This window comes from Pseudomonas sp. B424 (assembly GCF_055408345.1).
In genome coordinates, this window is sequence record NZ_JBUZTL010000005.1 from 60,620 (window position 1) to 81,583 (window position 20,964).

Consider the following 20,964-nt stretch of genomic DNA (forward strand, 5'->3'; position numbering starts at 1 on the left):
AGCAAGCTCGCTCCCACAATTGAGTAGCGTTGCTCTATAAATGAACAGCATTGCATCCTAAGATGGGTTTTTTATGCGCTCGGTTTTACTTGAGCAACACCGGGGCCGGGCCTTCAGCCACACCCAGGTCATCTTCAGGGCGGGTGTCTTCCAGTGGACGACCACCGGAATCCAGCTCTGCTTGCAGTTGGTTAACGTCCAGCTCTTTCACCCACTTGGCCACAACCAGGGTAGCGACTGCGTTACCGATCAGGTTGGTCAGCGCGCGGGCTTCGGACATGAAGCGGTCGATGCCCAGGATCAGCGCCAGACCAGCTACCGGCAAGTGGCCTACAGCCGACAGGGTTGCTGCCAACACGATGAAACCACTACCGGTCACACCCGCAGCGCCTTTGGACGACAGCAACAGCACCAGCAGCAGAGTGATCTGGTGCGTGATGTCCATGTGGGTGTCAGTCGCCTGAGCGATAAACACGGCCGCCATGGTCAGGTAGATCGAAGTACCGTCCAGGTTGAACGAATAGCCCGTCGGGATCACCAGACCAACCACCGATTTCTTCGCGCCCAGACGCTCCATCTTCACCAGCATGCGCGGCAGGGCCGATTCTGAAGAGGATGTCCCCAGAACGATCAGCAGCTCTTCACGGATGTAGCGAATCAACTTGAGTACGCTAAAGCCATGAGCGCGAGCGATGCCGCCCAACACGATCAGCACGAACAGCACGCAGGTGATGTAGAAGCAGATCATCAACTGCCCCAACTGCACCAGCGAACCCACGCCGTAGGCGCCGATGGTGAAGGCCATTGCACCCAGCGCACCGAGTGGCGCCAGCTTCATGATCATGTTGATGATGTTGAACATCACGTGGGCGAAGCGGTCGATGAAGTCCAGCACCGGCTTGCCGTAAGCACCCAGGCGATGCAGGGCAAAACCGAAGATGACCGAGAACATCAGGACTTGCAGGATGTCGCCATTGGCAAAGGCGCCCACAATGGTCGAGGGGATCACGTTGAGGATGAAGCCAACGATGCTCTGGTCTGCGCCTGCGGTAACGTAGGCCGCCACTTTGGAGGCGTCCAGCGTGGCAACATCAATGTGCATGCCAGCGCCAGGCTGAACCACGTTGACGACGACCAACCCGATCAACAGGGCAATGGTCGATACCACTTCAAAGTAGAGCAACGCATAGCCGCCGGTCTTGCCGACCGACTTCATGCTCTGCATGCCGGCAATACCGCTCACCACCGTACAGAAAATAATGGGCGCGATGACCATCTTGATCAGTTTGATAAAACCATCACCCAGCGGTTTGAGTGCAACACCGGTTTGCGGGTAGTAATGGCCCAGCAAAATACCGATAGCGATCGCTACGATTACTTGCACATACAGGGATTTGTACAGTGGCTGACGAGTCGTCATTGCAAAGTTCCTCAAGTGCACCACCCCGTCATCATTCCATCTGAGACCGGTGATGCCCAAAGCGCGAACCCTCCTGTACTTGGAGGGATTTGTTGTGTCGAGCTGCTCTAACGGCAGACCTCTCGCACTTATTGCAAGCCGTGGGCCACATTGGGGAAAAGCGCCCCTATGGCCTGTACAGCCTGGTCTTGCAGGAAATTACGGACAATTTTTTCAGGACAGGATTTGGCGGAATCCCGCCCATTCAGCTCGTTGAGGCCGGCGAGATGGCGGATATCCGCCTCGTCGATCAACGCAACGTCGTCACAGGGCCGGGAAAAAAATCCGGAACGCTGCACCGCCCAGTGCCGAGTCATCCAGGGTCAGCCGGGCGTCATAGCTTTCAATGATGTCCTTGACCACTGCCAAACCGATGCCCTGCCCCGGGTGCTGGCGGTCCAGGCGCTCGCCGCGCTGAAGGATCCTCGCGCGTTGATCCTCAGGTACGCCCGGGCCGTCATCTTCCACGCACACTTCAATCCCGTGGGCATTGCGATGCAGGCTGATGCGCACTTGCCCCAGACACAACCGATAGGCGTTTTCCAGCAGGTTGCCCAGCAACTCCAGCAAGGCATTTTGCTCGATGGGCACGTGGCTCAGCTCCGGGATGTCGTAGCTGACCTTGACCTGCTTGTCGCGGTACACCTTGCCCAGCGTGTTGCACAGGCTTTGCACCACGGGCAGCAACTCGACCTGATGGCGTACCAGACCACTCTTGCGCAGGCTGGCACGTTGCAGTTGATAGCTGATTTGCTGGTTCATGCGCTCGATCTGGCTTTGCAGCACCCAGGCCTGCTCGCGCTCTGTCGGGCGCTGGGCCATGCTTTCACTCACGCCCTGCAGCACCGCCAATGGCGTTTTCAGGCTGTGGGCCAGGTCGTCGAGCGAGTCACGATAACGGGTACGCTGCTCGCGCTCGCTGTGCAGCAAGCGGTTCAACGAGCCGGTCAGGCGCAGTAACTCCCGAGGGTGCTGTTCGCTGAGGCTGTCGCGCTTGCCAGTTTCGATTTCATCCAGTTCCTGACTCAAACGTCGCAAGGCACGTAACCCCCACGTCAGACCAATCCATAGCAACGAAAGCAGCACAATCAAGGCCGCACCGAATCCCAGGTAAAGATTTTCTCGCAACCCGTCGAGTGTCAGGTTGTATTCACGCATCGGTTGCAAGGCCACAAAGCTGAAGGCCGCACTCTTGCCCCCCAACAGTTTGACCTCGACGTCATAGACAAAGAACTCTGTACCGTTGTCTTCGCGAATGCTCGCAAACTCATTGCCGCGCCCGTCATAGCGCGGCTGGTAGTTGATGGTTTCTTCCTGGGTGGCCCGCGAGCGCCACACCAGGTGCCCCTCGCGGTCATAGATATAGCCGAGCAGACGACTGTCCGGCAGGTTGAACTCTTCGTCCGGCAGCAGGGCCGGCATTTTAAGGCGGTTTTTCTCCATCTTTGCCGCTGAAATCAGCGTGGTGACATCCGACGCCAAACGCTGCTCAATGGCGTCCTTGAGCGCCAGACTGAACGCCCCCTGCATCGCTGGCAGCAGCGCCAGCATAAACAACACGGCCAACAAGGTTGCCGCCAGCATCAATCGAACGCGAAGCGAACGAATCATCGGCAGCGCTCAGTAAACAGGTACCCCAGACCGCGTACCGTATCGATTGGCTTAAAGCCGTTTGCCCCCTCAAGCTTGCGTCGCAGGCGCCCGACCAGCACCTCGATCACATTCGGATCACGTTCCTCGTCATCCGGGTACAGCTGTTCCATCAGTCGGTCCTTGGCCACCACTTGCTGGTGATGGCGCATCAGGTATTCAAGAATCCGGTACTCATAAGCGGTCAACGCCAGCGGCTCATCATCGAGCACTGCTTGCTTGCGGTTGATGTCCAGCACCAGCGCACCCGCCACGATGGTCGACTGGGTAAAACCGCTGGAGCGGCGCAGCAACGCATTAAGACGTGCCTCCAGTTCCTCGAACTGAAAAGGCTTGACCACATAATCATCGGCACCGGCGGCCAGGCCTTCAACTTTGTCTTGCCAGTTACCGCGAGCGGTGAGAATCAGAATCGGAAAAGTCTTGCCGCGCTTGCGCAACTCGCGAATCAGCTCAAGCCCGCCCAAACCCGGCAAGCCAAGATCGATCATCGCCAGGTCATGGTTGAACTGCTCGGTCTGATACAGCGCCTCTTCGGCATTGGCCACCGCCTCAACCACATGACCGTTTTCTGTCAGACGGGTTTGCAAGTGATGGCGCAGCAACGCCTCATCTTCAACCACCAGCAATTTCATCGCGCTCTCCCAAGCAAATCCGCGTCTCGAAGGACATGTGCCCTCTACAGCCTAGCCACACACAGTAAGTGGTGCGCCCTGAACATACTCTGAACAATTGCACAGCCAGACCAAGACCCTGCAAAATGCCCGGCATGAACCGACTTCCCGCCTTGCCTGCCTGCTGTACCCCATTGCGTGCCGACTGGCCCTTGCCCTTCGCGCTGCCCGGTAGCGTGTGGCTCAGTACCGATTTCAGCCCCGCGCAACTTGCAGTCGATGATTTTGCGCGCAGTGCCATCACCATGCCTGCGAGTATTCAACGCTCGGTGGCGAAACGCCAAGCCGAATTTTTGGCCGGGCGCCTCTGCGCCCGCGCCGCTCTGCTACAACTGGACGGCACCTGTGCCGCACCCGCCATCGGTGAGGACCGCGCTCCTGTCTGGCCAGACCATATCAGCGGTGCCATCACTCACAGCAATGGCCGCGCTGGCGCGCTGGTGGCCCTTAAAAGCGAATGGCAGGGGCTGGGTATCGATCTGGAAAACCTGCTCAGCACTGAGCGCGCCCAGCGCCTGGCCAAGGAAATCCTCACCCCTGATGAACGTTTGCGTATGGCCGCCGTGCCTGCCGAGCAGATCGCGCTGCTGGTCACACTGACGTTCTCGGTCAAGGAAAGCCTGTTCAAGGCGCTGTTCCCGCTGGTGCAAAAACGCTTCTACTTCGAACACGCCGAAGTGCTGAGCTGGGCAGAAGACGGTCACGTGCGCCTGCGTCTTCTCACCGACCTGTCTGCCCGATGGCACCACGGCTGCGAACTGGACGCGCAGTTCTGCCTGTTCGAAGGGCAACTGCTGAGCCTGGTGGCGATCAGAGGGTAACGCCTGCTGCTCAAGCCTCAGTTGGGCTTCGTTCAATGCCCTGGAGCGCCCTGTCGGTCAGTTCTTCAACCAGCCGATTGACCTTCTGATCCCTGGTATCGGTCAGTTCTGCTCCCCTTTGCAACTGCTCATCATCAGACAGGCCACTCTCTTCGGCGAGCTTCGTATAGTCGCTCTGGTATTGCTCCTCGATAGCCTTGAAGCGCTCGGCATGCTTTTTTTGCAGAAAATTACGCCACAACGTCTCATGCATGATCGAGTGTTTGAGGGCGGGGCTGGCATCCATGGCCAGGATGCGATTTTTAGCCCCGGTAATCTGCTCCGCCGAAACACCCGCTATGGGCGCAGAAAACATCGACCGCGTCTGAATCGGCAAGTTCAGGTCTTCGGCCAGTTCGATCCGGTAGAACAGCTGTATTTCGGCAACATCGGGATACCCTCCGAGTTTCAAGCGCTCAGCCACCACTGCGTCTGCAATCCGGTCGACTTGCCTGAGGCGAAACAACCCCCTGGCAAGATTCAAATGCTGTGCCTCGCGCAGCCCCTCACCCGCCAGGTTTTCAGCCCGGTGAATAAGCACCTGGACCTCCAGGTTATCGAGCAGCACCATGACACCGTCCCGGCATGTGGCGTCATAGTGCATGCCCAGAAACAACAGGTCGCGCAATGCCGTGTCCGCCAACAGGCTGTCGATCAGGCTCCATACACGACTGTGCAGCGCCAGTCGGGTCTGACCCGCCATATCCGTTTGAGCCTGTGCCAGCCCTGTCAACAACTTGAAAAAATCGGCGGCCTTGTCCTCAAACCCCCGGAGCAAGTTCCATTGCCGGATCTTTTGCTCCCTTTGCGCAACGTTCAAGTCCTGGGATAACCAGGGTGTAATGTCGCCTGCCTGAGCGCGGGCATCGGCGAGTACATGGGCATGGGCAACGGCCGGGATGTAGCCCATGTGGATCCCGGTACTACCCCAGTATTCGATCAGCCGGTCACGGCTTTCGACGGAGACCGGGTTGCCGTGAATCCAGGTCACGTTGTTGACCACGTTAGCTTCAGGTGCCTCGAACAGTGCTTGCGGGATATTGGAAATCTGGTTATGGCGCAGATTGACTTCGTCAAGGTGTGCCAGCCCCTGCAGTCCGGCAGGCCATTGTGTAATCCCGGTATACGCCAAATCCAAAAGGCGCAGCGACACCATCTGGCTTACATCCGGCGTAAGGCCCAACTGGTTGTTGTCGAGGCGAAGCTCTTGCAGCGCCGTGCAACCGGCAAGCTGTTGCACGCTCTCAGGGGTCAGCACGATGCGGTTATACGCCAGGTTGAATGTCGTCAACCGGGGCATGCTGCCGATCGCTGGCGGCAGAACTCGCAAATAATTCTCTGACATCGAAAGCACGCGCAACTGGCTGAAGTTGCTCAAGAAAGCATCCGAGCCTCGGTACAGATTCATATTGTCCATGTGCAACGATCTGATATGACTGAAATCACCCGTCAGTTGCGGTAGATCGCCTGCCAAAATACCTGTCAAATCAAGTGTATAGCCGCCAGTGCCGCCTGCTTGCACCGAGCTGATTTCTGTCTCTCTGCGCCAGGCGCACACTATCCGCTCACATACCCGTCGCCGCTCCCCGGGGAGTGCCATCGCAACATGAGTCCCGGCCGTAGGGTAGAGCTGGATGCGCTCCCAACTCGCCAATTGGGTCTGCAGCGTCTCGAACTCCACGCGCAACCGCTCAACCTCTGCGCGCCTGCTTGCTTCTGTACCGCCCAGTGTTTCCAGAAAGTGCAAAACCGCTTCGTAATTCAGCGCCGGGTACAGAGTTCTGACTTGGCGAGCCAGGTCCAGGGGCTGGTCCGACGCACCCTGGCTCAGCCAGATGGGGTACGCGACAAACGAAATATCCACCTTCATCGGTGGTTTGGCTCCGGACTCTGGCGGTTCCAGCCCCAACAGGGTTTTGACCTGGGCTCTATGGGTGACCGCCAGGTCGCTGATCTTTCTGGCCAGGGCCTGAGTGTCGCCCGCATCCTTGATCGAGATGCTCGCACGCTCCGTTTCGCTCAGGGCATGCAAGATGGACGAGAGCAAATTGTTATCGATCACAGAGGCTTCATTGAGTGCCTGGCCCTCTGGTGTAAAAGCCCGATAGCGATCGTCATGCCTGACCAGGATCCGCGCAGCGCCGACGGCGGACCCAATGCTGTCGAGCACAGGACCGTTCACATTGCTGGAGCGCACTTCGATCCTTATATCGGCGGGCCAGCCCGGCAGCGACTGCAGCATATGCAGGGTGAGCCTTTCGCTGTCAGGGGTAGCCGCAGCGCTTAAATACAAACCCTCGTAAGCACGGGCCAGGCGCACCTCCCTGGCGCTCCAGACGATCTGCTCGGCCAGACGCGGCGCGATCATGCCCTTGTCCAGAAAGCGGGATTTCTCGTTGCCGGTGGTGTGCCCGAGCAGGTTTTCTATGACACTTTTGGGCAGTTGCGGGTATTTGTCTTGCACCAGCAGCACCTGCGCATCGCTGCTTTTCTCCTGGTTCTCGTAAACCGAGCGCAACAATTGGGCCGCGCGCTTGAGCCCATGAGCCGCAATTTTTTTAGCCAACGCGAGCACGCGCGCCTCGAGGATCGGAGGGTACTCGCCCAGCAAACCACGGGTATCGGCCTCATTCATCCGCGAGAGCAAGGCGCGCAGCAGGTTGCCGTTATGGGTTTCGTCGCGAGCGATTCTGATGCGCGGCACGCTACTGCTCAGATCACTCCCGTATTGCTGCAAGGTATTGCCTTGTGCATCCAGCACCTGCAGCACTTTGTCACGGGGCCATCCGGGCAAGCTTTGCATCAACAGCAACTGCAGGTCGCTGCGGGCGTCGGCAAGCGAGTGGTACGCCTGCATTTTTTGCACGAAACCCTGAATTTCCCGGTCGATCGCAAAGCGTTTCCAGGTGTCGATCAGCATGGGCGGCGGGGTCAGGTTATTCATGTGTACCTGGCGCAACACCCCTTCATCGGTGTTGCTCACGGCCATAATTGCGTGGCATGCCTCATCGTTGAATGACTGAGGTTCTGCGCGCAATCTTCGCAGCAGCTGAAGCCTGGACCATTGCAGCGGGTTCTCGATTTTTTGCCGCCATGCCCCATCGCCGTTGTGCTCCAGGATCGGCGTGTTGACCCCGACTTTTTCGGGGTGCGTGAATCGCCACTTGTGCAGCGCGGCATCGAATTCAACCTGATAAACCACACCGTACAACGACAGGTATTTTTTACCCTCTATCTCGTAAAGCCCCAACTCGCCAGGTGGCCGATCATGGGCCAATACCACCGCACGCTGGTATTGCGTCGTGGTTTTGTCCCAAAGGTTCACTTCCCCGCCGGGCTGACGATTGGCCAGCATCGCATCGCCCAGCGCCTTGCGCAGGCCCACTATGCTGATGCCCTGCATGCCCAACCGGGCACGCTCATGCAGCTTGAGCGTCCAGGTCAGCGCCAGATAGAAGCTGTCCGGGGTTGAGCTGAAAGTGGTACTGCCTTGCCGATGGGGGTCCAGGACTTCATAGACGCCATTGCCGTGATGGTGCAGTACGACGGTGGTGTCGTCGGGCCCGGAGAAAACATGGGCGCGGGCCCGGGAAGGGTCGAGGGCGTCGGTAATCACCAGCCGACGATTGAGCTTGTCGTGCAAGGCCCCCCGCGCAAACTCACGGGCCCATGCATCGATGTCACGGGTGTAGGCCCGTGCGTGATAAATACCGTCCAGGGCCTGGTCGACACGCAGCTTGGTCTTGAGTCGATCCGCTGCGGCGGCAAACGGCAGCGGCTGGGAGTTGTGCTCCAGGGCGCGGGTCACCTGGTACGCACTGAAGGGATGGTTAACCAGCAGCGTCTCGATACTCTCGATGGACAACGAAGGGTTGAGTTCATGCAGCTTGCCAAGCAGTGGTGATGTGCTGTCCGAGATCGGCGGGCAAACCAGCGGCAAGTACTTGCCGCCGGCATCGGCGCTGGCAATCGGGTCGCTGCGCTTGTGCCCTTCAAGCCCCGTGAGTGCCTTGAATAACAGCGGTTTGTCTTCCCGGGCCAACGCAGTTATTTGACGGCCAATGGCGGCGATGCGCCCGGCCTTGTCCACACCGGGATTGCTCTCGCGCCCCAGCCTTGACGCTTCGGGCAATTGGTCGAGGATCAAGGCCAGCATATCCTGCAACTGTGTACTGCCCTGGGTGGTATCGCCCTTGGCCACGTATGAGCCGTGATCCAGGCGCTTGATCTCTATACGGGCAAGCGGCGTACCGGGGCGGTAATCCTTGCCATATGTCTCAATCACCGCGTCTTGCAGGTCGAGTACATCCAGCACTGCGTCCACCGGCCAGTGCTCCAGTTGCGTCAGCACGCTCAACACCGCACCGCCGGCGTTGAGCGGCATGTCACCGTGCAGTGGCAATTCGTTAACGATGCGCTCGATGAGCCGATCGGCCATCAGCCGCCGTACCCCGTCAGCCAGCGGCCCCGGTATGGGCTTGCCGTGCCAGGTGTCTTGCAACTGTTCACGGGAGGTCGCGGTAATGCTCAGCATCTGCTCGATATCCCCAAGCCCCGAGCCCGGGTTCTCGACCGCCAGCATGCGTTGCAGCAGTTGGGCATCGCTCAGGCCCTGGACATCGTCGAGCGCCAGCCCCCACACCTTGGCCACGGGATCGAACACCACGCCAGGCCGGTACACCCGGGCATCAACGGCGGCAAGTTGGTAGCGCTTGCTTACAGGGTCGAGCGTGACTTCGACAGCCAGGCCCTTGTCGCCCTCCTGAACCTTGGCATACGCCTTGCCGTCGTATTGGTAAATGCCCTCATGGCCGGGCGTCAGGGTGCTCAGCAGGAGGGGATCGATTTGCGGGTAGAGACTCAAGTCCCGATTCCACAACTCGGTCTTGCCGTCCGCATGGGTGACCTTGCGCGGTTGCCCCAGGTTATTCCAGAGCGTGTCCATGCGTTGGCGATGAGCCTTGCTGGCCACGCCGGTCAAACGCCCGCTGATCAACATGTCTATGGAATCGGCCAAGGCACTGGCAAAGGTGCTGGCCTCCCCTTTGCCAGCCTCTTTCACTCCTTGCACGATGCTATAGGCCAAAGAACCCAATATGGCGCCCTGCATGATTCTATTGAGCCCCAATACCCCCCCCGGCATGGGAGTGGTGAGCAGGCTCAACACCTCGCTGCCTATATCGGTCAATGCCTCCTTGAACGCCTGCCAATCCTGATCGGACTTGCGCATGGCCAGCAGGCCCAGGTTGGAGCGGTAGCGCTCCATTTGGCGCTCGGCCATTGCCTGCGCCAGAGGCCTGGAACCGCCAGCGGACATTTCAACAGACAGGTGCAGACTGTCCAGATCGGGCTCCGGGAAGGTGCTGCGAAAACTGTCATACAAAACCCCCGCCAACCACGACATGCCAGCGGGCCTGGGCTCTTCGCTCAGTAGTTTGTTGAAGAAACCCAAGTCTTTAAAAGCCAACTGCCTGATGAACCAGCCAAGCTGCCCCTTGCCATGGTCATGCTTGAGCTGCTGCACGAACTGTTGGAACACCGCGCCTACGTTTGTGTGCCATAAAACGGCACCGTTCAACCGATTCGGGAAGTAGCTGAAGACCCCGATGATGCCGGGTACCTTGATGATGAAAAGGGGTAGCGCCACGCTGCCTTTTCCAATGAAGTCATAACCATCGTCCGAACCGAACAGCAATCTGCCGTCGGCACCGGTTTCCGTCGGCGGGTGGATAAGCCTGTGCTTCTTGGCAAGCCCCATGGAAACCGGCCAGATGTGAGGCGGGGAGTCGCCTTTCAACATGCCGAGCAAGTGCTCATGCTCCAGGCGCTGAACCTTGGTGGCGACGTTGTTTCGAAAAGCCTCCAGCAACTCGAATTCAAAGGTCGCTTCAGCTGCCTCCACCACCCGGCGCATCAGGGTGCCCGCCGCCCCGGCCGCCGCCTCAAGCAAATGCTGCAACTGAGTGCCTAAATCCAGTTTGCGCACAATCGCGATAAAGGGCCCGGCCGCCTGCCCCTTCAAGCCCTCGGCATAGTCGACATAACTGGCCTGCTCATAACTGTAAGGCTTGAGCAGCACCGAATCGGTTCGATAGCTGAAGTTCTCGCAAGCGGCTTCCCACAGCGTGAGGGAGTGAATGCGCTCAATAAATCTTGACTCATCCACCGCGCGCGCCACGCGCGGGGGGCTGAAAGTGAACTTGGGCTCACTGCCAGGGCTGCCCCCGCTGATGCGCGTCAGGTATTCATTGAAGTCTTCTTCGGTATTTTCACGATAACGGGTGTAGATGCGCGCTCGCTCGGGGTCGACATCAAGCCCTGTCAGTGATTTCAGCTCACGCTTGAGGGATGACAACTGAGTGGTTTTGAAGGTGCTCCTGATACGAGCGATTTCACCTTCGACCGCCTCGAGAGCTGCCCGGGCTTTGCGATGGAGTTGGGGGTAACGGTTTTTCTGCTCATCATCGAGCAGGGAAAAGTTGGATCGCACAATCGACGAGATGAAAGAAAGCGCTTCATTTTGTGCCCACCGGGTTTGCGTCAACAGCACCGGCGCCCGACCGGGCACTGGGGGGGAGAGGGTTGCCATAATCATGATTCCGTTGAGTTTTAACCCCAACATAGACATGAGCGATGCACAGGCTGCGGTAGATAAATGTCTGAGCCCAATGTGTATTTTTGGCCCGCTGTAGCAGCGTGCTATGGTTTGCGTCCTTCAATGAACAGCGTGCAACCATGGTCATGACGTCTCGCTCTCTGCGGTTGGCTTTCTATTGCGGGTTGATTGTGGTCACAGCGGTTTTAGCGGGCGGCTGGGCGATGCGCCAGGCCGAGCGCCATGCGCTGGAACAAAGCGCCAGGCGAGGGCCCGAGCAACTCAACCTGTATGCCAATTCGTTGCATACCCTGATCGAACGCTATCGCGCCTTGCCTGCCGTGCTCGCGCTGGACGCCGAACTGGTGGCCGCCCTGAGCGCCCCCATCACCCCTGAAGTGCAAGCCGCCCTCAATCGAAAACTCGAACGCATCAACGGCGCGGCACAGTCTTCGACCCTGGAGTTGCTCGACAGCACCGGGCTGGCCGTGGCCGCGAGCAACTGGAACACCTCCAACAGTTATGTGGGGCATAACTATGGTTTCCGGCCCTATTTCAGCCAGACCCGCAGCAAGGGCACGGGCAGCTTTTATGCGGTGGGCGTGACTAGCGGGATTCCGGGGTATTTCTTGTCCAGTGCCGTGCTCGATGCCGACGGCCGGTTCCTCGGGGCCATGGTGGTCAAACTCGAATTCCCCCAGCTTGAGCGCGAATGGAGCCTGGGCAAGGACACGCTGCTGGTCAGCGACGCACGGGGCATTGTGTTTATTGCCAATCAGCCCGGCTGGCGCTACCGCCACCTGCGTGAATTGAGCGACAGTGACCGCAGTGCGATTTCCGACACCCGCCAATACCACAAGCAACCGTTGACGCTGATGAATACCCGCACCTTGCGCAGCTTTGACGACAACAGCTACCTGGCCCGGGTCGACGGTCCGCAAGGCACCGCCGACTATGTATGGAGTTCGCTGCCACTGAGCACCGAAGGCTGGACCCTGCACCTGCTGCAGCGCCCCGGGGCCGCTCACGATGACCGGCGCAATGCCGCACTGGCAGGTATCGGCCTCTGGCTGGCGCTGGTGTTTCTGGGCCTGTTTTTGCTCCAGCGCTGGCGCCTGGCACGTTTGCGCCAGCGCAATCGTGAAGAGCTGGAGCAACTGGTCGAAGCCCGCACCCGGGATTTGCGCACTGCGCAAGACGGCCTGGTGCAATCGGCCAAACTCGCCGCACTGGGGCAAATGTCGGCAGCACTGGCCCACGAAATCAACCAGCCGTTAACCGCCCAGCGCATGCAGCTGGCGACTTTGCGCCTGCTGCTTGATCACGGCCGTGTCGACGATGCCTATAAGGCACTGGCACCGCTGGAGCAGATGCTGACGCGTATGGCCGCCCTCACCGGCCACCTCAAGACCTACGCCCGGCAAAGCCCCAGCGGCTTGCGCGAGCGGCTGGATCTGGCGAGCGTGGTGGATCATTCCCTGGAGCTGATGGAACCACGGCTCAAGGAAGAAGCCATCGACCTGAGCATCCAGCTGATCCGCCCGGCCTGGGTGCGCGGCGATGCAATCCGCCTGGAGCAGGTGCTGATCAACCTGCTGCGCAACGCTCTGGATGCCCTGCGCGACGCGCCGCACAAGCGCCTGCAAATCCGCATCGAAGCCAACCAGCAACTGTGGCACTTGAGTGTCAGCGACAGTGGCGGCGGGATTAGCGGGGAGAACTTGAGTAAAGTGTTTGACCCCTTCTTCACCACCAAACCCGTGGGCGATGGATTGGGCCTGGGCCTGGCGGTGTCTTACGCCATTGTTCACGAACTCGGCGGTCGCCTGACCGCGTGCAATCATGCCGATGGCGCACGGTTCACACTGACGCTGCCCATCGCACAGGAATCTTGAAACATGCTCAATTCGGTGATCGTGGTCGATGACGAGGCCAGTATTCGTAATGCCGTGGAGCAATGGCTGAGCCTGAGCGGGTTTGAGGTGCAGCTGTTCAGTTGCGCCGAGGACTGCCTGAGCCAGTTGCCCGCGCATTTTGCCGGGGTGATTGTCAGTGATGTGCGCATGCCGGGCATGGGCGGCATGGCCTTGCTGAGCCAACTGCAGCAGAGGGATCCGGACTTGCCGGTGATTTTGCTGACCGGCCATGGCGATGTCCCGATGGCGGTCGAGGCCATGCGCGAGGGCGCTTACGACTTTCTCGAAAAGCCCTTCAGCCCCGAAGCGCTGCTCAGCAGCCTGCGCCGGGCGCTGGAGAAACGCCAGCTGGTGCTGGAGAACCGTCGCCTGCACGAACAGGCCGACCTGCGCCAGCAGATCGACGGCCGCCTGCTGGGCGTGTCGCGCAGCTTGCAGACCTTGCGCCGCCAGGTGCTGGAACTGGCGCCACTGCCGGTCAACGTGTTGATCCGCGGCGAGACCGGCAGCGGCAAAGAGTTGGTCGCCCGCTGCCTGCATGACTTTGGCCCTCGCGCCGACAAACCCTTTGTCGCACTGAACTGCGCAGCCATCCCCGAGCAACTGTTTGAGGCCGAGCTGTTCGGCCACGAAAGCGGTGCGTTTACCGGCGCCCAGGGCAAGCGTATCGGCAAGCTGGAATACGCCGACGGCGGCACCTTGTTTCTGGATGAAATCGAAAGCATGCCGCTGGCCCAGCAAGCCAAATTGCTACGGGTGCTCCAGGAACAAAAACTCGAACGCCTGGGCTCCAATCAGAGCATCACGGTGGATTTGCGGGTAATTGCCGCGACCAAGCCCGACTTGCTCGAAGAAGCCCGTGCCGGACGTTTTCGCGAAGACCTGGCGTATCGCCTGACCGTGGCCGAGCTGCGCCTGGCCCCTTTGCGCGAGCGCCGCGAAGATATTCCATTGCTGTACGAATACTTTGCCCGCAGCGCCGCTGAGCGCATGGTCCGTAGTGCGCAACCGTTGAGCGGGGGGCAGTTGTCGCGGTTGCTGAGCCACGACTGGCCGGGCAACGTGCGTGAACTGGCCAACACTGCCGAGCGGGATGTTCTGGGGTTGAGCGAATCGCCGGTTGAAGACAGCGACGCTGGCCAGTCGCTGGTGGCGCAACAGGAAGCCTTTGAAGCGCAATGCCTGCGCGCAGCACTGAGCCGGCATAAAGGCGACATCAAGGCGGTGCTCAACGAACTGCAACTGCCGCGCCGTACCCTGAACGAGAAAATGCAGCGCCATGGACTGGTGCGCGAGGCATTTTTGAGTACGGATTAATCCGCAAAACCCTCACCCTGACCCTCTCCCAAAGGAAGAGGGTCAGGGTGAGGGCGGCTTGATTGTCGGCGGATTTCCGCTCATCGCCACCTCGCAAACCAGCGGATTCCCGCTCACTCACGTCCCTCCCCCCTTGAAAACCGGGCTCTGCAGCCTTGGCACAACTCCTGCTATAGCCCAGCAAGCTCGCGTTTTGACGCGCTATAAAAAAACAATGAAAGAAGGATCCATTCAATGGATAACTCCAGCACCCTGCCTGCCGGGTCCGTGTCTGCGGCCCCTAAAGAAAAGACCACTTCCAGCCGTATCAAATCGATTTTCAGTGGTTCCGTCGGCAACATGGTCGAGTGGTACGACTGGTACGTATACGCCGCGTTCTCCCTGTACTTCGCCAAGGCCTTTTTCCCGAAGGGCGACACCACCGCACAACTGCTCAACACCGCTGCGATCTTCGCCGTAGGCTTCCTGATGCGCCCGATCGGCGGCTGGCTGATGGGCCTGTACGCTGACCGCAAGGGCCGCAAAGCCGCACTGATGGCCTCGGTGTTGTTGATGTGCTTCGGTTCGCTGGTGATTGCGCTGTCGCCCGGTTACGAAACCATCGGTGTCTGGGCACCCGTCCTGCTGGTCTTCGCCCGTCTGCTGCAAGGTTTGTCAGTCGGTGGCGAATACGGCACCTCGGCAACCTACCTGAGCGAGATGGCGACCAAAGAGCGTCGCGGCTTCTTCTCCAGCTTCCAGTACGTCACCCTGATCTCGGGCCAGCTCATCGCGCTGGGCGTGCTGATCGTGCTGCAACAGACCCTGACCGAAGAACAGCTGTACAGCTGGGGCTGGCGCGTACCGTTCGTGATCGGCGCTCTGTGTGCCGTGGTTGCGCTGTATCTGCGTCGCGGCATGGAAGAAACCGAGTCGTTCAAGAAGACCCGGGTCAAGCCTAAAGAAAGCGCCATGCGCACCTTGATGCGTCACCCCAAAGAGCTGATGACCGTAGTCGGCCTGACCATGGGCGGCACGCTGGCGTTCTACACCTACACCACGTACATGCAGAAATACCTGGTGAACACGGTGGGCATGAGCATCTCGGACTCCACCACCATTTCGGCGGCGACCCTGTTTCTGTTCATGTGCATCCAGCCGCTGGTAGGCGCGCTGTCGGACAAGATCGGCCGTCGTCCAATCCTGATCGCATTCGGCGTACTGGGCACCCTGTTCACCGTGCCGATCCTCACCACCCTGCACACCATCACCACCTGGTGGGGCGCGTTCTTCCTGATCATGGCCGCGCTGATCATTGTCAGCGGCTATACCTCGATCAACGCCGTGGTAAAGGCTGAGCTGTTCCCGACTGAAATTCGCGCTCTGGGCGTGGGCTTGCCTTACGCGCTGACCGTGTCGATCTTCGGCGGTACGGCCGAATACATCGCGCTGTGGTTCAAGAGTGCGGGCATGGAAACCGGTTACTACTGGTACGTGACCGCCTGTATCGCCTGCTCGCTGGCGGTGTACGCCACCATGAAAGACACCCGCAAACACTCGCGGATCGAGACTGACTGAACGGCCTGAACCTGAAGGAGCCAGTTCACGGCTCCTTCAGACACTTCATCTGCAGCACCTTCCCCCCTCTCCTCTCCTCGCATCAAATTAATCTGACTTAATTGTCAGTTAATTCTCTTAGCTCACTATCTACCTCAACAAAACCCCGGTTCACGGCGGATTAGCTCACTCCCTAAGCCGGGCGTACGACTGTCTGCAGAACAGGATTTTCCATGGGTAAACACATCTAATAAACTGATTATTTAACGCTAGTTTTTGCGCTTTTTAATCAATTTTATCGGAGTAGTCTTAACCCCATAGACACACCACACCCCCAAACACGCAACAAGGAGCATCACCATGAAAACCAAACTTATCCTCGCCGCCGCCCTCTCCGTCCTGGCCTTCAACGCCTTTGCCGACGATGGCTTCGATCGCACTCACTCTGCGAGCTTTGCTGAAGACGGCTACAGCCGCACCGGTTCTGCTGCCGTTGCCGCTGACGGTTTCGACCGCACGGGTTCCGCCACGTTTGCAGAAGACGGCTACGACAAAACCGGCTCAGCCACTTTTGCCGAAGACGGTTTCAGCCGCACTAAATCGGACACCTTTGCCGCTGATGGTTTTGATCGCACTAACGGCGCCCGTTTCAGCTAACACCTGAAGCAGGCATCCAGCCCGGCCTCGGCCGGGCTTAGTCGTTTTTGGGAGGCAGCAAAGATGCTACGCCGGGCGCGTTTGTCATACGCCCAAATGCCTTGCACTATATGGCCCCTCTATCTCAGCCGTTTGCGGACACCTGCCATGCATGACGATATCCATTTCTATGAACCTTCCCAGGGCCACGGCCTGCCCCATGATCCGTTCAACGCCATCGTGGGCCCGCGTCCGATTGGCTGGATTTCGTCTCAGGATGCCGGGGGCCGGCTCAACCTTGCGCCGTACAGCTTTTTCAATGCGTTTAACTACATCCCGCCGATCATCGGGTTTTGTAGTGTGGGCCGCAAAGACAGCCTCAATAACATCGAGCAAACCGGCGAGTTCGTGTGGAACCTGGCCACCCGCCCCCTGGCAGAGGCAATGAACCAGAGCTGCGCCATGGTCGGGCCGGACGTGAATGAGTTCGAGCTGGCCGGCTTGACGACCGCACCTTCACGCGTGATCAGCGTGCCACGCGTGGCCGAAACCCCGGTCTCGTTTGAGTGCAAGGTCACGCAGATTATTCAGCTGCAACGAGCCGATAAAGAATTGGTGCCCAGTTGGCTGATTCTGGGAGAGGTGGTGGCGGTGCATATCGCCAGACATCTGCTTAAAGACGGGATTTACGACACTGCGGCCGCCGAACCGATTTTGCGCGGCGGCGGCCCGGCGGATTACTTCCAGTTAGGCCCCGAGGCGCTGTTCAAGATGCACCGCCCGCGCTAAAGCCTTACCAGACCAGCTCGGCGTCTTCGGTGACGCCCTGCAGGGCTTCAAGCTGCTGCGCTGCGGCATCATCAGCGGCGGTCGCGGTTTTGAAGGTTTGCTCGATCAGCACTTTGTGAAAGCGCGGCGCTCCACCTTCGTACAAGGCTTTGACCGCAATCGCTGCGTGGTAAACACCGGGTTCAACCGGAACCACGGCTGATACGGCTTCAAACTGTGCGAACTCTTTACGTGCCATGTTTCAACTCCCGGCCAATGGAAAAGCCGGCATTCTACCTGTTCAGCCCGCCTGCATCGCTGAAGGTCTGAAAATCAAGGCTATCCACCACTTGCTGGTGAACCAGCAGGCTATAGACGTCCATCACCGAAGAGTTGAAATACGCTTGCATTGAGGGTTCGTCCTGCCAATAGCCCGCTACATGCCACAGCAGCGGGTCGCTGTGGGAATGCTGCAGGGCAAAATGCAGGCAGCCGGGCGTCAGCAGCGTCGGTTCGATCAGTTGGCTCAGACACGCCTCAACCTGGGCCGAGCATCCGGCACGGGCGCGAACCAGGGTCATGTGACTGACAGCATGGGGCTGGGGCATGGTGGCCTCCACAAAGGAAAGTGGTGTTGGGGGTAAGGTTCAAATCTTACGGAGCAGACGACCATGCCGTTAGTCGATTCCTGCCCAAGGATTGCACGATTCTGCAAAGTCTCACCTTCTCACACGGCCATTGCACAGCTCGGTTCCCTCCCCGGCCATCCGGATTTCGAGCAATCATCGGTGCCTGCAACGGGTTCGACAGATACTTGAGCGCTGTCTATGACAGGATCAGGCAAGCCTGCAGCAGAAATTGGCTACCCCTTGGCCTTGCACAAACATAAGCTGTGCCCATTCCACGACGTTACTGAGGATGTGCCGCATGTCATTGCTGGAGCCATCGCCCCCCGTACTCGACCCCGCGCTGGAAAAGCAGCGGGTCGAACTGGCTGACCTGATCTACCGCCACGCCCGCACCGACGGCACCTTCACCACCGGCGTCGATGCGCTGTTTGTGTCGCGCTACAGCCAGCCCAGCGACTTCGCCCCCAGCCTGCCCAAGCCTGCGCTGTGCATCATGGCCCAGGGGCGTAAAGAGGTGCGCCTGGCGGACGAGTACTTCGCCTACGACCCGCTCAATTACCTGGTGGTTTCGGTGTCGATGCCGATCAGTGGCCGAGTGCTGGAAATCTCACCCGAGCGCCCGGTGCTGGCCTTGCGCCTGGATATTGATCCGGTGGAAATCACCACCCTGATCAGCGATGCCGGCCCCATGGGCGTGCCCTCGCGCCCTGCCGGACGCGGGCTGTACGTGGAGCCCATCGACCAGCCGATGCTCGATGCCTTGCTGCGCCTTACCCGCTTGCTCGACACCCCGAAAGACATCGCCATGCTTGCCCCCCTGATTCGTCGCGAGATTTTGTACCGCCTGTTGCGCAGCCCTCAGGGTTATCGGCTGTATGAAATCGCCAGCGAGAACAGTCAAACCCACCGTGTCAGCCGGGCCATTTCATGGCTCAACGGTAACTTCGAACAACCGCTGCGTATCGACAGCCTGGCGCGGGAGGCCAATCTCAGCGTGTCGACCTTGCACCACCGGTTCAAGGCGATGACGGCCATGAGCCCGCTGCAATACCAAAAGCAGCTACGGCTCAACGAAGCGCGCCGGCTGATGCTCAGCGAGGGCCTGGATGCGTCGGCGGCAGGCTATCGCGTGGGCTATGAAAGCCCGTCGCAATTCAGCCGCGAATACAGTCGTCAATTTGGCGCACCACCGGTGCGGGATCTGGCGCGCCTGCGCATGAGCCTATAGCCCGATCGATTGCTGCCACTGCAACTCATCGATTTCAATCACGGTTGGCCCCTGGCGGTCAGCCGCACCGGCCAGTGCGGCGCGCAATTGCGCCTCGCCTTCAACCGCCAGCGCGGTACAGCCCAGGGCCCTGGCCACGCCGATAAAGTCAGGGGTGTAGATGTCGACCCCCACCGGCTCGATGGCGCGATTGAGCATGTATTTTTTGATTTCGCCGTACCCCTGGTTGTTCCACAGCAACACGATGATCGGCGTGCGCGCCTCAACCGCGCTGGCCAGTTCGGCCAGGGTAAATTGCAAGCCACCATCACCGATCAGGCACAGCACCGGGCCACCGGGCTGGCTGTCGGCACGACGCCCCAACCAGGCCCCGACCGCCGCCGGCAAGGCATAGCCCAAGGTGCCGTAGCCGGTCGATGAGTTAAACCAGCGACGCGGCTGCTCGGGGTTGAAGGTCAGGTTGCCGGTGTACACCGGCTGGGTCGAATCGCCCACACAGACGGCATCCGGCAGCACATCGAACAGGGTCTGCAAAAAACGGGTTTGTGCCCGGGTCGGCTCATCCCATTCGCTGGCCAGTTGCGCGCGCAGGCGGCTGACCCGCGCCGCGCCCCAGTCGGCGTCCCGGGGCGCCAGGGCCGGAAGGTTCGCCAGCAAGGCTTCTGCGGCCAGTCGAGCGTCGGCCACCAGCGCCAGTGTTGGCGGATAGTTGCGTACGGTCTGGTCAGGGTCGATGTCGATCCGCAGCAAGGCCCCGGGAATCTCGAAACCGCCCGCAAAGGTGACGTCGTAATCGGTTTCGGCCAGCTCGGTGCCAATCGCCAGTACCACGTCAGCCTCGGCCACCAGCGCCCGCGTCGCGACCAGCGTCTGGGTGGAACCCATGAGCAGTGGATGGCTCGCGGGCAGCATGCCCTTGGCATTGATGGTCAGGGCCACCGGTGCGCCCAGTTGTTCAGCCAGTTGCAACAGCGCAGGCGCCGCATCAATCGCGCCACCGCCGGCCAGAATCAACGGGCGCCTGGCCAGGGCCAGTTGCCGGGTCATCTGTTCGATGGCCGCAGGCGCGGCGCCGGGGCGGGTGATGCTGACCGGTTGGCTGGCGAGCAACCCATCGGCGTTTTCCACCAGCACGTCCAACGGGATTTCGATATGCACCGGCCGTGGCCGCCCTGCCTGAAACAGCGCAAACGCCCGCGCCAGCACGCCTGGCAATTCGGCGGCCGACATCAGCGTATGGGAAAACGCCGCGACGCCTGCCACCAGCGCCCCCTGATTCGGCAATTCATGCAACTTGCCACGCCCGCCGCCCAGCTGGCTGCGGGACTGGACGCTGGAGATCACCAGCATCGGGATCGAGTCTCCATAGGCCTGGCCCATGGCCGTGGTGATATTGGTCATGCCCGGCCCGGTAATGATGAAACACACCCCCGGCTTGCCGCTGGTACGGGCATAGCCATCGGCCATAAAGCCTGCGCCCTGCTCATGACGAGGGGTGATGTGGTTGATCTTCGATCCTGCCAGCCCGCGATACAGTTCAACGGTGTGCACCCCCGGGATACCAAACACCTGCTCGACCCCGTAAGCCTCCAGCAACTTGACCAATACTTCGCCGCACGTCGCCATGTGTTCTGCTCCTGTTCTTGTTCTCGGATGAACCATTGAAGCGGCCGGATGTGGTGCGCACAACGCAAAC

General features: G+C 59.8%; 15 protein-coding genes. 7 read left to right on the top strand and 8 right to left on the bottom strand.

What is annotated here, in order from left to right:
• Positions 1 to 85 precede the first annotated feature (85 nt).
• The 4 genes from ACZRMS_RS08470 to ACZRMS_RS08485 all read right to left on the bottom strand — a co-directional run bounded on the left by ACZRMS_RS08470 (position 86) and on the right by ACZRMS_RS08485 (position 3,744).
• Positions 86 to 1,420 (bottom strand): dicarboxylate/amino acid:cation symporter, encoded by a 1,335-nt coding sequence (locus ACZRMS_RS08470; protein ID WP_463994951.1) that lies wholly within the window; start codon positions 1,418 to 1,420, stop codon positions 86 to 88.
• Positions 1,421 to 1,548: 128 nt separating this feature from the next.
• Positions 1,549 to 1,713: a hypothetical protein gene (locus ACZRMS_RS08475; RefSeq protein ID WP_463994952.1), complete on the bottom strand. Its 165-nt coding sequence runs from the start codon at positions 1,711 to 1,713 to the stop codon at positions 1,549 to 1,551.
• Positions 1,714 to 1,723: 10 nt separating this feature from the next.
• Positions 1,724 to 3,070: an ATP-binding protein gene (locus ACZRMS_RS08480; RefSeq protein ID WP_463994953.1), complete on the bottom strand. Its 1,347-nt coding sequence runs from the start codon at positions 3,068 to 3,070 to the stop codon at positions 1,724 to 1,726.
• On the bottom strand, positions 3,067 to 3,744 hold the full coding sequence (locus tag ACZRMS_RS08485) for a response regulator (protein ID WP_048358904.1): 678 nt from the start codon (positions 3,742 to 3,744) through the stop codon (positions 3,067 to 3,069). The genes ACZRMS_RS08480 and ACZRMS_RS08485 overlap by 4 nt, the downstream gene beginning before the upstream one ends.
• 134 nt (positions 3,745 to 3,878) lie before the next feature.
• Between ACZRMS_RS08485 and ACZRMS_RS08490 the strand changes: the two genes are divergently transcribed.
• On the top strand, positions 3,879 to 4,604 hold the full coding sequence (locus ACZRMS_RS08490) for a 4'-phosphopantetheinyl transferase family protein (RefSeq protein ID WP_463994954.1): 726 nt from the start codon (positions 3,879 to 3,881) through the stop codon (positions 4,602 to 4,604).
• A gap of 10 nt (positions 4,605 to 4,614) precedes the next feature.
• Here the strand turns inward: ACZRMS_RS08490 and ACZRMS_RS08495 are convergent, their stop codons facing one another.
• Entirely contained in the window at positions 4,615 to 11,232 is a 6,618-nt protein-coding gene (locus tag ACZRMS_RS08495; protein WP_463994955.1) for an NEL-type E3 ubiquitin ligase domain-containing protein, read from the bottom strand.
• Positions 11,233 to 11,378: 146 nt separating this feature from the next.
• Between ACZRMS_RS08495 and ACZRMS_RS08500 the strand changes: the two genes are divergently transcribed.
• The 5 genes from ACZRMS_RS08500 (at position 11,379) to ACZRMS_RS08520 (ending at position 17,432) form a co-directional block, all read left to right on the top strand.
• Entirely contained in the window at positions 11,379 to 13,133 is a 1,755-nt protein-coding gene (locus ACZRMS_RS08500) for a sensor histidine kinase (protein ID WP_463994956.1), read from the top strand.
• A gap of 3 nt (positions 13,134 to 13,136) precedes the next feature.
• The gene (locus ACZRMS_RS08505) at positions 13,137 to 14,471 is read left to right on the top strand and encodes a sigma-54-dependent transcriptional regulator (protein ID WP_463994957.1); all 1,335 of its coding nucleotides are present in this window, start codon (positions 13,137 to 13,139) and stop codon (positions 14,469 to 14,471) included.
• A gap of 234 nt (positions 14,472 to 14,705) precedes the next feature.
• Positions 14,706 to 16,028 (top strand): MFS transporter, encoded by a 1,323-nt coding sequence (locus tag ACZRMS_RS08510; protein ID WP_261741243.1) that lies wholly within the window; start codon positions 14,706 to 14,708, stop codon positions 16,026 to 16,028.
• A gap of 339 nt (positions 16,029 to 16,367) precedes the next feature.
• Positions 16,368 to 16,664 carry a hypothetical protein gene (locus tag ACZRMS_RS08515; RefSeq protein WP_463994958.1) on the top strand — a complete coding sequence of 99 codons (297 nt, stop codon included), beginning with the start codon at positions 16,368 to 16,370 and terminating at the stop codon, positions 16,662 to 16,664.
• A gap of 147 nt (positions 16,665 to 16,811) precedes the next feature.
• A complete protein-coding gene (locus ACZRMS_RS08520; RefSeq protein WP_463994959.1) occupies positions 16,812 to 17,432 on the top strand; it encodes a flavin reductase family protein in 621 nt (206 codons plus the stop codon).
• Between the two features lie 4 nt (positions 17,433 to 17,436).
• On the opposite strand, the gene ACZRMS_RS08525 is transcribed toward ACZRMS_RS08520, so the two are convergent.
• Positions 17,437 to 17,670 carry a hypothetical protein gene (locus ACZRMS_RS08525; protein ID WP_463994960.1) on the bottom strand — a complete coding sequence of 78 codons (234 nt, stop codon included), beginning with the start codon at positions 17,668 to 17,670 and terminating at the stop codon, positions 17,437 to 17,439.
• A gap of 34 nt (positions 17,671 to 17,704) precedes the next feature.
• Complete coding sequence (locus ACZRMS_RS08530; RefSeq protein ID WP_463994961.1) at positions 17,705 to 18,019, bottom strand: putative quinol monooxygenase; 315 nt, start codon at positions 18,017 to 18,019, stop codon at positions 17,705 to 17,707.
• A 319-nt stretch (positions 18,020 to 18,338) separates the two neighbouring features.
• On the opposite strand from ACZRMS_RS08530, the gene ACZRMS_RS08535 reads away from it, so the two are divergent.
• Complete coding sequence (locus tag ACZRMS_RS08535) at positions 18,339 to 19,268, top strand: AraC family transcriptional regulator (protein ID WP_463994962.1); 930 nt, start codon at positions 18,339 to 18,341, stop codon at positions 19,266 to 19,268.
• On the opposite strand, the gene ACZRMS_RS08540 is transcribed toward ACZRMS_RS08535, so the two are convergent.
• Complete coding sequence (locus tag ACZRMS_RS08540; protein WP_463994963.1) at positions 19,263 to 20,894, bottom strand: 5-guanidino-2-oxopentanoate decarboxylase; 1,632 nt, start codon at positions 20,892 to 20,894, stop codon at positions 19,263 to 19,265. The two genes, ACZRMS_RS08535 and ACZRMS_RS08540, sit on opposite strands and share 6 nt — an antisense overlap.
• Between the last annotated feature and the right edge of the window lie 70 nt (positions 20,895 to 20,964).

Excerpts from the sequence above, each read along its gene's own strand:
- ACZRMS_RS08535 (WP_463994962.1), top strand. The coding sequence starts at position 18,339 with ATGTCATTGCTGGAGCCATCGCCCCCCGTACTCGACCCCGCGCTGGAA.
- ACZRMS_RS08495 (WP_463994955.1), bottom strand. The coding sequence starts at position 11,232 with ATGGCAACCCTCTCCCCCCCAGTGCCCGGTCGGGCGCCGGTGCTGTTG.
- ACZRMS_RS08520 (WP_463994959.1), top strand. The coding sequence starts at position 16,812 with ATGCATGACGATATCCATTTCTATGAACCTTCCCAGGGCCACGGCCTG.
- ACZRMS_RS08470 (WP_463994951.1), bottom strand. The coding sequence starts at position 1,420 with ATGACGACTCGTCAGCCACTGTACAAATCCCTGTATGTGCAAGTAATC.
- ACZRMS_RS08505 (WP_463994957.1), top strand. The coding sequence starts at position 13,137 with ATGCTCAATTCGGTGATCGTGGTCGATGACGAGGCCAGTATTCGTAAT.
- ACZRMS_RS08540 (WP_463994963.1), bottom strand. The coding sequence starts at position 20,894 with ATGGCGACGTGCGGCGAAGTATTGGTCAAGTTGCTGGAGGCTTACGGG.
- ACZRMS_RS08485 (WP_048358904.1), bottom strand. The coding sequence starts at position 3,744 with ATGAAATTGCTGGTGGTTGAAGATGAGGCGTTGCTGCGCCATCACTTG.
- ACZRMS_RS08510 (WP_261741243.1), top strand. The coding sequence starts at position 14,706 with ATGGATAACTCCAGCACCCTGCCTGCCGGGTCCGTGTCTGCGGCCCCT.
- ACZRMS_RS08530 (WP_463994961.1), bottom strand. The coding sequence starts at position 18,019 with ATGCCCCAGCCCCATGCTGTCAGTCACATGACCCTGGTTCGCGCCCGT.
- ACZRMS_RS08490 (WP_463994954.1), top strand. The coding sequence starts at position 3,879 with ATGAACCGACTTCCCGCCTTGCCTGCCTGCTGTACCCCATTGCGTGCC.
- ACZRMS_RS08480 (WP_463994953.1), bottom strand. The coding sequence starts at position 3,070 with ATGATTCGTTCGCTTCGCGTTCGATTGATGCTGGCGGCAACCTTGTTG.
- ACZRMS_RS08515 (WP_463994958.1), top strand. The coding sequence starts at position 16,368 with ATGAAAACCAAACTTATCCTCGCCGCCGCCCTCTCCGTCCTGGCCTTC.
- ACZRMS_RS08525 (WP_463994960.1), bottom strand. The coding sequence starts at position 17,670 with ATGGCACGTAAAGAGTTCGCACAGTTTGAAGCCGTATCAGCCGTGGTT.
- ACZRMS_RS08500 (WP_463994956.1), top strand. The coding sequence starts at position 11,379 with ATGGTCATGACGTCTCGCTCTCTGCGGTTGGCTTTCTATTGCGGGTTG.